At 69.4% G+C, this 12,635-nt stretch carries 9 protein-coding genes; 7 read left to right on the top strand and 2 right to left on the bottom strand.

The genetic code is table 11. From position 1 onward, the window contains the following. Nucleotides 1-216: 216 nt before the first annotated feature. The 5 genes from OG310_RS31215 to OG310_RS31195 all read left to right on the top strand — a co-directional run bounded on the left by OG310_RS31215 (nt 217) and on the right by OG310_RS31195 (nt 4,260). Nucleotides 217-741: a hypothetical protein gene (locus tag OG310_RS31215; protein WP_329459184.1), complete on the top strand. Its 525-nt coding sequence runs from the start codon at nt 217-219 to the stop codon at nt 739-741. A 142-nt stretch (nt 742-883) separates the two neighbouring features. Further along, on the top strand, nt 884-1,726 hold the full coding sequence (locus OG310_RS31210) for a DUF4097 family beta strand repeat-containing protein (protein ID WP_329459183.1): 843 nt from the start codon (nt 884-886) through the stop codon (nt 1,724-1,726). Nucleotides 1,727-1,787: 61 nt separating this feature from the next. Beyond that, nucleotides 1,788-2,780: an ATP-binding cassette domain-containing protein gene (locus OG310_RS31205; RefSeq protein ID WP_329459182.1), complete on the top strand. Its 993-nt coding sequence runs from the start codon at nt 1,788-1,790 to the stop codon at nt 2,778-2,780. Then, the gene (locus OG310_RS31200; protein WP_329459181.1) at nt 2,777-3,565 is read left to right on the top strand and encodes an ABC transporter permease; all 789 of its coding nucleotides are present in this window, start codon (nt 2,777-2,779) and stop codon (nt 3,563-3,565) included. The genes OG310_RS31205 and OG310_RS31200 overlap by 4 nt, the downstream gene beginning before the upstream one ends. Before the next feature lie 461 nt (nt 3,566-4,026). After that, entirely contained in the window at nt 4,027-4,260 is a 234-nt protein-coding gene (locus tag OG310_RS31195; protein WP_329459180.1) for a hypothetical protein, read from the top strand. Between the two features lie 196 nt (nt 4,261-4,456). Here OG310_RS31195 and OG310_RS31190 read toward each other — a convergent pair whose 3' ends face one another. Together OG310_RS31190 and OG310_RS31185 are read right to left on the bottom strand one after the other, a co-directional pair. Continuing rightward, nucleotides 4,457-5,521, bottom strand: a complete 1,065-nt coding sequence (locus tag OG310_RS31190; RefSeq protein ID WP_329459179.1) for a TerC family protein — start codon at nt 5,519-5,521, stop codon at nt 4,457-4,459. Nucleotides 5,522-6,163: 642 nt separating this feature from the next. After that, nucleotides 6,164-8,485, bottom strand: coding sequence for a SpoIIE family protein phosphatase (locus OG310_RS31185; RefSeq protein WP_329459178.1), 2,322 nt, complete (start codon nt 8,483-8,485; stop codon nt 6,164-6,166). Nucleotides 8,486-8,941: 456 nt separating this feature from the next. Between OG310_RS31185 and OG310_RS31180 the strand changes: the two genes are divergently transcribed. Both OG310_RS31180 and OG310_RS31175 read left to right on the top strand, forming a co-directional pair. Beyond that, nucleotides 8,942-10,012: a LacI family DNA-binding transcriptional regulator gene (locus OG310_RS31180; protein WP_329459177.1), complete on the top strand. Its 1,071-nt coding sequence runs from the start codon at nt 8,942-8,944 to the stop codon at nt 10,010-10,012. 601 nt (nt 10,013-10,613) lie between these two features. Continuing rightward, nucleotides 10,614-11,801, top strand: a complete 1,188-nt coding sequence (locus tag OG310_RS31175; protein WP_329459176.1) for an epoxide hydrolase family protein — start codon at nt 10,614-10,616, stop codon at nt 11,799-11,801. Nucleotides 11,802-12,635 lie beyond the last annotated feature (834 nt).

Raw genomic sequence — 12,635 nt, 5'->3', positions numbered from 1 at the left:
CCGGGGGACCGTCGCGAGCCGTGAGCCACCCCGCGCCATCCGAGCGGCATCACCGTGGCGCCACCTCACGACACCCCGACACCACGACGGTGCCAGATTGCGCCTAGGGCTCTGACCTGGCATAACAAGTTCATCGCCGGGCCACAGTCTCACTTCGCACCAGGGATCGCATCTGTTCGCTTGCCAATGGCGCCATAGTGGTGCCACTATGGCGTCATGGACCTCACGCCGTATGTCGAAACACTCCACAGGGAACTGGCGGTGGCCGCCGAAGCCGGGGGCGACGAAGCCCGCGAGCTCGCGGCGCGGCTGACCGCACCACTGGAGTCGGCGACGCGTCTGACCCTGCTCAATGTGCTGTCCGCCGCGATGGACGAGGTCACCCGTGAACTCGCCCCCGGCTCGGTGGACGTGCGGCTGCGCGGGCTGGACCCCGACTTCGTGGTGACGCTGCCACCCGGCGGGCCCGGCCCCGTCCCGGAGCAGACGCCCGCCGGGCCGGCCGAACCGCTCACGGCGCAGGCTCCGGCCGAGGGCGACGACGGCGGCACCGCCCGGGTCAATCTCCGCCTGCCGGCCCACCTCAAGGCGCGCGCCGAGGAGGCCGCGAGCCGTGAGGGCCTGTCGGTCAACGCGTGGCTGGTGCGGGCCGTGTCGGCCGCGGTCGACGGCGGCACGCAGCCGCGCACGCCGGAGAAGACCCGCACCATCGGACAGAGCTTCGCGGGCTGGGTGCGCTAGCAGCCCCGTACGCACACCGCTTCACCCGTACCACCGCACACGCACCGCTTCACCCGCCCCACCTCACGCCATCTGCGCCACTTCACCCACACCACGTCCCACCAGCGGGGACGCGCAACGGACCCATGAGGACGGTACAGTCATGCCTTCTTTCGACACTCCCGAACCGATTTCGGTCACCGCCCACGTGGGCGCCGGTTCCGTCCGCCTCGTCGCGGCCGACCGCCCCGACACCGTCGTGGAGGTGCGGCCCCGCGACCCGAAGCGGGACAAGGACCTGCGTGCCGCCGAGCAGACCGAGGTCACGTGCACCAACGGCGTCCTGACGGTCAGGACCAAGGAGCGCTATCTCTTCGGGCCCACCGGGCTGGTCGACGTGACGGTCGAGCTGCCCACGGGATCGCGCGTCGACGCCACCGGCTCCTGGACCCAGGTGCTCGGCGAGGGCCGGCTCGGCGATGTCCGGGTCAAGACCTCGGGTGGCGATGTCCGCCTTGACACGACCGGGCCACTCCAACTGACCGCCTCCCACGGCTCGATCACCGTGGACCGGGTCGAGGGCAGAGCCGAGATCACCTCCAGCTTCGGCAGCCTGCGTGTCGGCACGGTGGACGGCCCCGCCGTCCTGAAGAACTCGCACGGCACCACCACCGTCGGCGCCACGACCGGCGACCTGCGGGTGAGTGGCGCCAACGGCGACATCACCATCGCGGACGCCGGGGGTTCGGTGGTCGCCACCACGGCCCACGGCGCGCTGCGTGTCTCCGAAGTAAGCGGTGGAACAGTCCAGTTGGAGACCTCCTACGGTGCCATCGAGGTCGGCATCCGCGAGGGCGTCGCCACCTGGCTCGACGTCAGCTCCGAGCACGGGCAGGTACGCAACACGCTCGACGCCTCCGAGGCCCCCGGACAGAGCGAGGACACGGTCGAGGTCCGCGCCCGGACCCGCTGGGGCAACATCGACATCCGCCGCGCCCGCGCCTGACCACCCAACCGTTCGCGCCATCCGCATCCTCGTCCGGGAGTACCCCGTGCCTTCATCTGTCATGCCCACATCCAAGACTGGCATCGTCCAGCAGCCACCCGCGGCGATCTCCGCCGTCGGGCTGCGCAAGTCCTACGGCGACCAGCTCGTCCTCGACGGAATCGACCTGCGCATCCCGGCAGGCACCGTCTTCGCGCTGCTCGGCCCGAACGGCGCCGGGAAGACCACCGTCGTGAACATCCTCTCCACCCTCGTCTCCGCCGGCGCCGGCTCCGGTGACATCCACGTCGGCGGCCACGACCTCACCGCCGACCCGCAGGCCGTGCGCGCCGCGATCGGTGTCACCGGGCAGTTCTCGGCCGTCGACGGCCTGATCACCGGTGAGGAGAACATGCTGCTCATGGCGGATCTGCACCACCTCGACCGGCGCGAGGGCCGCCGCACCACCGCCGAACTGCTGCAGCGCTTCGACCTCGTGGAGGCGGCGAAGAAGCCCGCCTCCACCTACTCCGGTGGCATGAAGCGGCGGCTCGACATCGCCATGACCCTCGTCGGGGGCCCCCGGATCATCTTCCTCGACGAGCCGACCACCGGCCTCGACCCGCGCAGCCGCCACACCATGTGGCAGATCATCCGCGAACTGGTCACGGGCGGCGTCACCGTGTTCCTCACCACGCAGTACCTGGACGAGGCCGACGAACTCGCCGACCGCATCGCCGTGCTCAACGACGGCAGGATCGCCGCCGAGGGCACCGCCGAGGAGCTGAAGCGGCACGTCCCCGGCGGCCACGTGCGACTGCGCTTCACCGACCCCGCCGCCTACCGGTCCGCCGCCGACGCCCTGAGCCAGGGCACCAGGGACGACGAGGCACTGTCGCTGCGGATCCCCAGCGGCGGCAGCCAGCGCGAGTTGCGTTCCGTCCTGGACGCGCTGGACGCCGCCGGCGTGGAGGCGGACGAGCTGACCGTGCACACCCCCGACCTCGACGACGTGTTCTTCGCCCTGACCGGCGACGCCACCGTCCCCCACCAGCCGAAGGAGACCTCCCGATGAGCGCCCTCGCCCTCGCCGTACGTGACTCGTCCACCATGTTGCGCCGCAACCTCCTGCACGCGCGGCGCTATCCGTCCCTCACACTGAACCTGCTGCTCACCCCGATCATGCTGCTGTTGCTCTTCGTCTACATCTTCGGCGACACCATGAGCTCCGGCATCGGCGGCTCTCCGGACCGCTCCGCGTACATCGCGTACGTGGTGCCCGGCCTGCTGCTGATGACCGTCGGCAGCACCGTGATCGGCACCGCGGTGTCCGTGTCCAACGACATGAGCGAGGGCATCATCGCCCGCTTCCGCACGATGGCGATCCACCGCTCCTCGGTGCTGGTCGGGCACGTCATCGGCAGTGTGCTGCAGTCGATCGTGAGCGTGGTCCTCGTCGGAGCCGTCGGCGTGGCCATCGGCTTCCGGTCCACGGACGCCACCGTCCTGGAGTGGCTCGCGGCCATCGGACTGCTCGTGCTCTTCGCCACCGCGCTCACCTGGATCGCGGTCGGCATGGGCCTGATCAGCCCCAACGCCGAGGCCGCCAGCAACAACGCGCTGCCCCTGATCCTGCTGCCGCTCCTGTCCAGCGCCTTCACACCGATCCACTCCATGCCCGGCTGGTTCCAGCCGTTCGCCGAGTACCAGCCGTTCACCCCCGCCATCGAGACCCTGCGGGGCCTGCTGCTCGGCAGTGCGATCGGCCACAACGGGTGGCTCGCCATCGGGTGGTGCGTGGGGCTCGCGGTGCTCGGCTACTTCTGGTCGACCTCGAAGTTCAACCGGGACCCGAGGTAACCGCCTGAAGCCGGGCTGCCTTTCGCACTCGTCCCGCCTCGGGGCGGCGTACGCCGACACCGTGTCCGGCGTACGCCGCCCCGTCGGCATGCCCGGCCACCGCCCGTCGAAGCCGCAGGCATCGCCCGCCCGCCCCCCGCGCCGCACGTCTCCACCTCGTACGCGGCCACAGATCCGATAACTCCGCGCTCTCGCACTGCAGTTGCTCGGCAAAGCTCGCGGGCCGGCTCATCCGACCGTTGTACGGGCGTCGCGCGCAACCCACCGATCTCCTTCGCGATCCGTCCTGCGCTGGTGCAAAGGCGGCGCAGTCACGCGTCCGCCCCAGATGCCGGCGGGCGAGCGAGAGGTAGCAACTCGCTGTCCAGGTGCGGCAGCAGTCGCGGAGCCCTCGCCACTGAGGGCATCGAAAGGTACCGCGCGGCGGCATCTACGCGGGCGCCGTCGGTGCGGTCGACGCCGTGCACCTGTTCCTGCTGCTGTATGTCGCCCGCCGCCCCCAGTTGGTCAGCAGTCCCCTGTCGGCCCCCAGCGTGCGGTTGCTGGCCACTGACTTCGGCACGACGGCCCTCGTCTTCCTCGCCTCCGTCCCGCTGGCCTTCGTCTCCCCCTCAGGCGCCAAGTGGTGCCGGCTCGTTCTGGTCCCCATCAGGGTGGTCCTCGGCCAACTGCGCCGGCGGCGCCAAGAGGCGTAGCAGCGCGTGCCACCTGCCTCGCCGATCACGGCGGAGGGACGAGCGGAGAGAGCTCGCCGTGGGAAGCCCGGCCGCCTCGGCGCGAGCAGCGTGAGACGGGATGGTGTTCGGTCCCGGTCCTTGCCATCTGCCGATCCCGCGGTCGGGGACGGGGACATTCGAGGGCGGCCGCACACAACGGGGAAGTGTGGGCAGGTCAGGTGCCCCTCGGCGGGTCGGCCCGGTCCTGGGTCTCCCGCGTCTCCTGGATGGAGGGCTGTTCGCCGGGCCGGCCCGGGCCCGCGCCGCTCTCGTCCCGTACGCCGGGAGCGCTGCCTTCGCCGGTGACCGGCGGGGGATGCCGGACACTCAGTACGACGGAGAGGGCCAGGACAAGCACGATGACGGCCAGGCTGAGCGGCGAGGGGATCTCGGGAATGCTGGTGCTGAACAGCTTGTGAGACGCCTGAAGGATCAGCTTGAGGCCGATGAAGGAGAGGATCACCGCAAGACCCTTGCTGAGGTACTGGAAGCGGTCCAGCAGCCCGGCGAGCAGGAAGTACAGCGCCCGCAGGCCGAGGATCGCGAAGGCGTTGCTGGTGTAGACGATGAAGGCGCTGTCGCTGACGGCGAGGACGGCGGGCACGCTGTCCACCGCGAAGACCAGGTCGGCCGCCTCGATCGCGGCAACGACCGCAAGCAGCGGAGTGGCAACCCGTTTGCCGGCTTCCCTGACGAAGAACTTCATCCCCGCGTACTCGTCCCGAACAGGCACGATCTTGCGCAGCAACCGCACGGCGATGCTCTTGCCCGGGTCGAAGCTCTCGTCCTCTCCCTTGAGGATCTTGTAGGTGCTGTAGAAGAGGATGGCCGCGAAGACGAACAGCACCGCGGTGAACCGGCTGACCACGGCCACCCCGGCAGCCAGGAAGAGGCCGCGGAACACCAGTGCGCCCATGACTCCGAAGAACAGCACGCGGTGCTGGTGAGCACGCTCCACCTTGAAGTAGGCGAAGATCAACGCGAAGACGAAGAGGTTGTCGACGGACAGGCTCTTCTCCAGCAGCCACGCGGTGGTGTACTCCACCCCCGGCGTCGTGCCCAGAACGAGGAAGACGACCGCACCGAAGACGACGGCGAGACCGACCCACGCTCCGCTCCAGGCTGCGGCTTCCCGGAACCCGATGACATGCGCGTCACGGTGCGCCAGCAGGTCCACCGCCAGCGCTACCACCACCGTGACGGCAAACGCTGCCCACAGCCAGAACGGCACGTCAACCACGGAAGACCTCCCACGCCAGCGGTCCGGCAATCCCTGGGCACGGACGAACAGGGACGTCGGCAGTCAGGGCGGTCCGAAACTACCTACGGGAGACGCCGAAATCCGTGTTACACACCGATATGACGTGGCGAAGCCTTCATCGTGCCCGTCGTCCCGCACGGCCGGAGGTTGCGATCAGGACGCGACGGGACAGGCCGTGACCGCCCTCTTCCGCTCACCGCGAAGGGGCGATCGTTGGCCTTCAGCGGTGGCAGCATGTGGTCCTCGGGCGGCGACGCGGGGTTGGAGGTTCCCACCGAAGGCGCTGATGCTGTGACTGCCGGGCTCCGCCCACGCGCACCTCGGCCCGCATCGCTGTGACGCTCACCCCGAGCACCGGCACGTTGGCGGTGCCGTATTTCACCCTGCTGTACAACATCCGGGGCCTGACCGGCCGCCGACGCATCCGAGGCGGCCGTCAGTTGCCGCCGTGGCGGCCCAGCGCTTTCAACGGGGAGCGGGCTCTCTGCGCGACCTGACCCGGCCGCTCTCCACAACGCGGCAACGGCAGCGAGCCGGCCCGGCCGACGACGGGCAGAGAAGGAGGGCCGCGACGGTGAGGGCCGCGTCCGCGTGGACGACATGGTCGTCGCTGCGGCCGTCTCAGCGGCTGCGCTCGCGGGCTCCGCCCAAGCGTTGAAGGTCAGTTGACGTTGTGTCCGCGAGCAGCTGAGCCCAGACGGTCTTGCCGTCGGGAACGTATCTGGTCCCCCAGTCATCGGCGATGCTGGCGACGATGAACAGCCCCCGCCCGTCCTCATCGATGGTGCGGGCATGCTTGAGGTGCGGTGCGCTGTTGGCCGTATCACCGACCTCCACCGTCAGGCGTTTGTCCAGGATGAGCCGCAACCGAATGGGCGGGGCGCCGTAGCGCACCGCATTGCTGACGAGCTCACTGACGATGAGCTGAGTGGTGAACGCCACCTCCTCGTCGATGTTCCAGGCCTCAAGCTGGGCGCGGCTCGCCTCCCGCGCCATGGATGCGGCTTGTGGCTCGGCGGGTAGCGGCAAAGTCAGCACTCTGTCGGCGGGGAGCGCTTTGGTGCGGGCCAGCAGCAGCATCATCTCCCTCTCGTTGCGGTCTCTCATCGCGTAGGCGACGGTGTCGCACACGTCGTCCAAAGGCCGGTCGGCGCCGGCATCCAGGAGCGAACGCAACTGGGCTGATGTCTCCAGCAGACCTTCGTTGCTGACCGCCAGCATGCTGTCGGCGGGCAGCGGAAACGTGGTGGCGGGAAACGGGGCATGATCGGCCCCGGCAAGGACGGGACCCGCCGGAACGGGCATCAGCATCGAGTTGCCGTTGGTGAGGACCACGTACGGTTCCGCCAGTCCCGCACGCACCACGGTGCACATCTGGTTCACTGCGTCGTAGACCGCGATCAGGCAACTGGCGGTGAGAGGCTCCTGGTTCAGCGGGTCTCCGAGGGGCAAGGACGCCCGCTCGGCGGCCAGCCTCGCAGCGGTGTCGCCCAGTCGTGCCATCAGCTCATCCGGTTCCAGATCCAGGGCGGCCAAGGAGTGAATGACGGTCCGCAGCTGCCCCATCGTGGTGGCTGTGACCAGGCCCCGTCCTGCGACATCGCCAAGGATCAGCGCGGTCCGGGCGCCGGCCAGTTCGATCACGTCGAACCATGCGCCTCCGCCGCCGGGACCAGGGATGTGGAGATGCGCGATATCGACCGTGGACGGTGTTGTCGGCCGCTGCGGTAGCAGTCTGCGTTTGAGAGTCGCGGAGATGGTGCGCTCACGGGTGTAGCGCCGGGCGTTCTCAATACACAGCGCCGCATGCGCGCACACATCGGACGTCAGTGCGATGTCGTCTTCGTCGAAGGGCTCCTCGTCCATGTGGCGGTAGAAGCTGACGACACCGAGGGCCTGCCCTCGCACGGTCAAAGGAGCGACGATCAGGGAGTGGGCGGCCGATTCCCTGATCGCCTCCGCTCGTGCCGGATCGGCCGACAGCCACAGGCTGTCCCTCTCAATGGGGACAAGCCGTGGACGCAGATCGCTCAGGACCCGTGAGAAGGGGGTCCCCTCGGGCAGTCGTCGCGCTTCACCCACCGGATGCGCCGACACCTGCCCCCGGAAAGCGGCACGACGTAGAGGCACATGCCGGTCCACGGGTGCGAGGGGCGGGTCCTCGCCGCGGACGACATCCTCGATCACCTCAACCACCACGATGCCCGTGAACGCGGGCACCACAGCATCGGCCAGTTCCTGGCATACGGCCATGACCTCCAGCAGGCCGCCCACGCGTCTGCGGACCTCTTCGAGAACCCGCAGACGTTGAATGGCCCGCTCACTGTCGGTGACGTCCAGAGCTGAGGCGACCAGACCCAGTACTTCTCCCCCTTCGTCTTCCAGGCGTACGTAAGAGATCGAGTAAATTCTGCGCCTGGAACTGCCGGGATCCGGCGTTGATCGCACTACCCGGCGGAGGGCAGGTTCACCGGTCTCGAGTACGCGGCGCGCGGCTGTCGCCTCCACATCCGGTGCGGCCAGCCCAAAGGCACCCGGGAACACCCCGCCAAGAAGAGAACCGGCAGGATGGTGCGACCCGCGGGCGTCATCATTGACCCGGATGATGCGCAGGTCCTCGTCGAGGATGTGCAGGTCCACCGGCGAGTGGGTGAACAGCGCCCGCAAGACTGCCAGGTCCCGCCCCGAAGGACTGTCGGCGGCGCTCGCCCGCACCTCCCACACCATTAGCGCGTCGGAAAGCACCGGTCGCACCGTCACCGGGCCCAGGGCGGCCGGCAGGGCCGAAGAGGTGTCTGCGGTGCCGATGTGCCTCATCAACGCCCCGAGGGAACTGGCCGCCGCCTCCTGCGGAGACCAGCCAAAGGCTTCCTGGGCTCGGGCAGACCACTCGATCACCCGCCCGTCGGCGGCAATTCGCATGACTACATCGCCCTCGGGCACGGCAGCGCACCTCCGCTCCAGCCCGCGTGTACGGGCAGCATTTCGACTCATCCGCAAGCAGTTGCCTGCCGGCGCAGCGCTCACCTCTCCAAAGCGGCGTCACGGCACAATGTGCCACGGCAGAGTGCATTTGCCCGCAGGTGGCACGGAATGGCGCAACACCATCGAGGTGGCATCCGATCCGACCGCATCGGATCGGATGCGCGACCACGCCGGACCGCGCGACGGCGGTGGCCGCCACCGTCCGCACAGCTGGCCTTCGGTCCGTCGGCCCTGCCGGCCCGCCCGTGGCGCGACACGAGATGTTCGGTGGCGTCAGGCGGCGGCGACACCGTTCTCACGCAGTCTGCGGACGCACTCCCCATCCGGCATGCAATCGATTGGCAATCGGCAGGAAAGCTTATACTGCGAAGTCACAAGGCAACCGTCAGGGATGGAAGCAAGGAGAGGCCCCGGATGCAGGAAGCCGACGGAGGCACCGGGCCGGCCGCGGCGCGTGGTGGGCCGGGCGGCCGGGTCACGATGCGTGATATCGCGAAACGTGCGGGTGTGCACATGTCCACCGTCTCGCGCGTGCTCAGCCAGCCGGCACTGACGTCCAGCCGCACCCCTACGGCTGTCCGAGTCCGTAAGATCGCCAAGGAGATGGGTTTCGAGCCCGATCAGTGGGCGGCGAGCCTACGTTCGGGCCGTACCCGCACTGTCGGCGTGGTGATGTCCCGGCTGAGCGACGTGGTCGTGGCAGCGGTCTTTGAAGCCATTGAGCAGACCCTCAGCGAAAACGGACTGCAGTCCCTGCTGGTGGGCGCGAACGACACACCCGAGGCGCAGAAGCGCAGGGTCGACGGACTGCTGGGCCGCCGGGTCGACGGGTTGCTGCTGGGCGCGTCACGGCTCGACGACCCGTTCCTCGGCCAACTCGCGGAGCAGGACGTTCCCTACGTCCTGACGCTGCGGAGTTGTGGCGAGCACCCGGCGGTGACCGTCGACGACGAATGGGGGGGCTACTTGGCCGCGCGGCATCTGATCGAGCGGGGGCACCGGCGGATCGCCGTGGTGGCGGGCCCTCGGTTCACCAGCACCAGCCGCGATCGTGAGCGGGGCTTCGCCCGCGCCTGCGCCGAGGCGGGCATGCCGCTCCCCGAGGAACTGGTGGTCAGGTGCGGCTTCGACGTAGAGGCCGGCGGCACGGCAGCGAGGATGTTGATGGACAGCCCTCGGCCGCCGACCGGAGTCTTCGCGATGACCGACTACTCCGCCATAGGCGTGATCGGTGCGTGTCGGGACCGAGGATTGACGGTGGGTCGGGATTTCGCGCTGGTCGGCTACCACGACCTGGCGACCTCGGCGCAGCTCAGCATCCCGCTCACCAGCGTCCACTCACCACTTCAGGAGGTGGGCCGGCACGCCGCGGGGATGTTGCTGCGTCGGATGGCGGGCGAAGAGGTGGCGTCGGCACGGCTCGCGCCCACCCTGCGAGTGCGCGCGTCAAGCGCTGCGGCGTGGCCGGATCCCGAAGCGGGCTGAGACGCCCGGCCGGGCGGCTGCAGCGGCCGGGGACCGCGCCGGCCGTGCTGTGCCGACGGCCCTCGTCGCCCGTGGTGCCGATCTGCGGGCAGGAGTGGCCGCATGAAGGGCCTTCGTACCGCACGACGTATGCGCTGTCGTCGCGGACGGAGTCGGCGGCGACGAACTCCGGTTCGCCGCCGAACAGATAGCGGTACTGCTCGTAGGAGGCGGCGTCCGGGGAGCCGAACAGTGGGAGGGCCTTGTCGCCGGCGCCCTCACCGGGCAGGAAGGAGCCGTGGCGTGTGCCTGCGTGCCCCTTGACCAGGTCGATCCAGCGGCGGGCGAACTCCTCGAACGCGGCGATCCACCTGTGACTTTCGGCAGGGACACCGCCTGGGCCAGGATGCCCGTGAACACCCCTGCTCGCGGTCACATGATCGGATACCCCACTTCCGGAGAAGGCTGACGAGCTTCGCCACACCCGAGCAAGAGAACGGTTGTCAATCGTTTGCGCCTGTGCTTGTCTGGTGTGAGGTTGCTTCCGAGGGAGGCCGAACCGGACTGAGGCAGCGACACCGCCGGCCGAATCCGCGACATACAGATCAGGAGGCCGAGGGCCATGTGCCAGGAGAAGACTCCGAAAGGAGGTCGGCGTCCGACGCCGTCCATCGAGCCATTCACCGTCTCGGTGGCTGAGGAGGTTCTCGGTGATCTGCGGGACCGTATTCACCGCACCCGGTGGCCCCAGCGGTCCCCGGCGCCCGCCTGGCAACAGGGCACGGACGCGGACTACCTGCGGCAGGTGCTGGCCTATTGGGCGGATGACTTCGACTGGCGTGCACAGGAGCGCCGGCTCAACGGCTTCCAACAGTTCCGTACCGAGGTCGATGGACTGAAGATCCACTACGTGCAGGAAAAGGCCGTCAATGGACAGGGCATCCCCTTGGTCCTCACTCATGGCTGGCCGAGTTCGTTCGTCGAATATCTGCCGTTGGTACCGTTGCTGACCGATCCGGCCGCGCACGGCATCGACGGCCCGGCCTTCGACGTCGTCATTCCCTCACTGCCCGGATACGGCTTTTCGGAACGCCCCGACCGCACGGGAGTGAACACCCGTTATGTCGCCGGACTGTGGCATGAACTCATGGGCCGCCTCGGGTACGGGCGCTACGGCGCTCAAGGGGCCGACTTCGGGTCGGCGGTCACCACCTACCTGGCCCTCGACCACCCGGAAAGCCTGATCGGGATCCATCTGAGCAACCTCGACCTGCATCCCCACACCGGTCCCGGCACCCGCCCACTGTCCGCGGCGGAGCGCGCCTACCTCGCCCAGTATCGTCGTTGGTGCTCGGACGACCGTGGCTACGGTGCGATCCAGTCCACCCGGCCTCAGACCCTCGGCTACGCGCTGAACGACTCACCGGCCGGACTGGCCGCGTGGCTGCTGGAGAAGTGGCGGGCATGGTCCGACTGCGAGGGCGATATCGAACGTTGCTTCTCCCGGGACTTCCTGCTCACCGTCGTCACGCTCTACTGGTGCACCGAGACCATCACACCGTCCATGCGCGACTACGTGGACAACCGCTCGCACGAGTCTCTGGGCCCTGAGGACCGGGTCGATGTACCGACCGCGGTGTCCGTCTTCGCCAACCAGTTCCTTGACGACGGCGCACCGCCCCGCGAATGGGCGGAGCGCACCTACGACGTCCGGTGTTGGTGGCCCATGCCCGTCGGCGGCCACTTCGCCGCGACCGAGCAACCCGTTCCGCTGGCACGGAACACCGCCGCTTTCTTCGCCGGCCTGTAGCCGAGCCGCTCACGTTGGATTCGACTGCGAACTCGATGTCGAACGAGCGATCCAGGACGGAAGTTCTTCGAGTATCCGCTGGGCACGCCGTGCTCGTCGTGGTCGACCAGCCGGCCTCAATCGGGGCCCTGCCACTGGCGGTCGCGAGGGACATGGGAGCCGAGGTTGAGTTGGGAGGGCGTGGTGGTCGGGTTGCCCGACGGCATTGAGTGCGGGCGCGAGAGGGAGCTGGGGCATGCCAGGACGGGGCCTCATACGCGATACGGCCGCGCCTGATCCACTGGCCGGACGACCGGACGCCGTACGCGCCACCGATCCCCTTCTACCTCATGGTCTGCCGGCTCGCCGGGACGGCTCCGGCCTGGACGGACCACGGCGCAGTGCCGGCCCAGCGCGGCGGGGCCCGCACGTAGGTCTCGCGCGGGCGCACGCGCAACGGCCCCCGGTGGCGTGGCACCCCTGACGCCGGGCGCGCCCCGGGTCCGACCGGTCGCCCCGGCCCGCTCGGTCGAGCCCGCCCACTCGACACCGGCGCGGTCGCCGGTGGTTCCTCGTCCTGCCGGACGCCCCCGCGTTCGCCGCCGTACGGCCTCCGCGCCGGACGATCCCCGGACGCGCCGCCGTACGGCGGCCGCTCGCGCACGGCCCCGGCGGTCCGCCGCCCCGCGGCCGGACCTCGCACCCACGCCGTCGACGGCGGGCCGCCCCCGCGCGCCCCTCATGCGCGCCCACGGGCCGGGGACGTCCCAAGGACCCGGTGCATGGTCATTGACGTGCTCGCCCCGCGCATGGCACCGTTCCCACATGGGACCGATGCCACACCGCCGCCCCGGC

It is taken from the genome of Streptomyces sp. NBC_01497, assembly GCF_036250695.1.
Lineage (GTDB): Bacteria > Actinomycetota > Actinomycetes > Streptomycetales > Streptomycetaceae > Streptomyces.
This window is presented reverse-complemented; position numbering and strand designations above follow the sequence as displayed.

What these genes read in the sequence shown, in the direction of transcription:
- OG310_RS31215 (WP_329459184.1), top strand. Translation starts at nt 217, where the DNA reads ATGGACCTCACGCCGTATGTCGAAACACTCCACAGGGAACTGGCGGTG.
- OG310_RS31210 (WP_329459183.1), top strand. Translation starts at nt 884, where the DNA reads ATGCCTTCTTTCGACACTCCCGAACCGATTTCGGTCACCGCCCACGTG.
- OG310_RS31205 (WP_329459182.1), top strand. Translation starts at nt 1,788, where the DNA reads ATGCCCACATCCAAGACTGGCATCGTCCAGCAGCCACCCGCGGCGATC.
- OG310_RS31200 (WP_329459181.1), top strand. Translation starts at nt 2,777, where the DNA reads ATGAGCGCCCTCGCCCTCGCCGTACGTGACTCGTCCACCATGTTGCGC.
- OG310_RS31180 (WP_329459177.1), top strand. Translation starts at nt 8,942, where the DNA reads ATGCAGGAAGCCGACGGAGGCACCGGGCCGGCCGCGGCGCGTGGTGGG.
- OG310_RS31175 (WP_329459176.1), top strand. Translation starts at nt 10,614, where the DNA reads ATGTGCCAGGAGAAGACTCCGAAAGGAGGTCGGCGTCCGACGCCGTCC.